Annotated in this window: 2 protein-coding genes; one reads left to right on the top strand and one right to left on the bottom strand. The window is 47.7% G+C overall.

Annotation, left to right across the window (positions count from 1 at the left end):
- A partial coding sequence (locus VIP81_RS16530) for a hypothetical protein (protein ID WP_331963150.1) occupies positions 1–1,139 on the top strand: 1,139 nt, incomplete at its 5' end.
- 81 nt (positions 1,140–1,220) lie between these two features.
- On the opposite strand, the gene VIP81_RS16525 is transcribed toward VIP81_RS16530, so the two are convergent.
- On the bottom strand, positions 1,221–1,890 hold a 670-nt coding region (locus VIP81_RS16525), incomplete at its 5' end, for a fatty acid desaturase (RefSeq protein WP_331963147.1).

Raw genomic sequence — 1,890 nt, 5'->3', positions numbered from 1 at the left:
CTAAAATGCCTAAAGCCCCTAAAGTGCCGGAAAATGCGAGGCTGACAGCGGCAGATAACACCGGTTTGTCTGAAGTATTAAACACCACATCTAAAGGAACCCGGTTAGATACAACCACAGGTACTGTCCGCGCGGATAATGAGCTGGGCACCATTACCCGGCTGGAAAAGCCTACAGATGCACAGGTAGCGAAAGCCCTGGAGCAACAACGGCAGGTAGACATCGCGAACAGGGAATTGCGAGGCACCTGGAGACGGGCGGTGGACAAGGTCAGAGATATAGGGGGACGTGCGCCGGCAGTCACCGCTGAAAATGCCCAGGCAGTTAAAGCGAAAATAGGAGAGCTGGTACCCGAAATGCCGATGCAACAAGCCTTTGCCGGTGATGCCGCCGCGATGATGAGAACCGGCGGCAACAGAGGCGGACTAAATAGCCGGGGAACAGGCGGTACTCCCGGTACCCGGATCATGAGCCGCGCAGAGAACAGTATCCGGAAGTCGGCAGAATTCAAAGCCCTGGAGGACTACCAGCAACGTTTGTCCAAAGAAATGTCGGCCATCCAGAAAAAGGAAATGGCGAAGATTTTTGATGGGCTGAACAACAAAACCCTCGGCGTTACCGAGGCGGAAAAACAAATCAGGACCTTGTTAAATAATGCGAAAGAAGCTACCGGCGAATTCGTGGCGGAAGGACTGATTTATTCTAATTATAAAATATTGGGGGTAGTGGATATTCCGGCGCGTAGCAGCAAAGTGCCTATACTGGACAGGGTTTACAAGATAAAGGATAAAGAAACTGGTCAGATAAAATATTTGCTGGCAGAAATAAAGGGAGGGGAGAGAACCAGTCTGGGTAAGACAAACGCCTATGACATCACTTTCAAAAATCAGGAGGTGATCTGGACAAAGATTGAGAACCAAACGGTTACACAGGCATCGCCGGAATGGTACTGGCAGCGGATTGTAGAGATTTATGAAAGTCCCAAAGGACGCTCGCTGGCCTACGATTTATTGGAGGCTATAAAGCAGGGGAGAATAGAACCCTTCGTGATTAAGTCAGGCAGTGAAATGGCGCCTAAATTCCGGTTGGATAGTGTGAGTGGGTTTACGAGTTATTTCAAAAATAAATGGTTGCCTTAACAGGCGTCGTTTATAAACAAGGCGCGTTTCACTATTGTAGTGAAACGCGCCTTGTTATTTTTTTAGAAAGATATCATGTCTTTATGCCGCCTTTGCATTTTTGAGCTGTGCAGGCGTAATCACGGCTGGTTTCAGCTTAATGATACCCACAAAGTTCATCAGTTTCATCACCTGGTAGCTCGGATCGAGTTCATACCATTTCTTGGCGAAATTAGGACTGTCTTTAAATTTGTGGTGGTTGTTCTGAAACAGTTCTCCCATCAGGATAATGCCCCATGGGGAAGTATTCCGGGAATGATCACCGTTTTTAAAGTTCTGGTAGCCGTATTTATGACCACACCAGTTTACAATAGCACCCTGTACTGGCCCCATCAGGAAATGGATAGGCAACAGTAAATAAAGGTACCACATACCAGCCGGAACGAATACTGCGTAGAAGGCAATATAGATCGCGATCCAGGCAAGACGGGTAATTCTGTGGTCACCAAATTTGTCCAGCGCATCCCATTTTGGTAATGGTTCAGCCAGGAATTTTGGATCAACTGTGCTGGTATTGGTCACAAAGCCACTGTAGATCTTGCGGGTATGTACCATCATGCCCCAAACGTCTTTAAAGAAGTGCGGAGAATGCGGGTCCTGCTCGGTATCGCTGAATTCATGGTGCATGCGGTGCATAACGCCATAAGCTCTTGGAATCAGGTATGATGAACCCTGGAAAAACCAGGTGCTGAAATAAAAGAAACGTTCCCAG

Source organism: Chitinophaga sp., assembly GCF_036566945.1.
Taxonomy (GTDB): Bacteria; Bacteroidota; Bacteroidia; order Chitinophagales; family Chitinophagaceae; genus Chitinophaga.
This window is presented reverse-complemented; position numbering and strand designations above follow the sequence as displayed.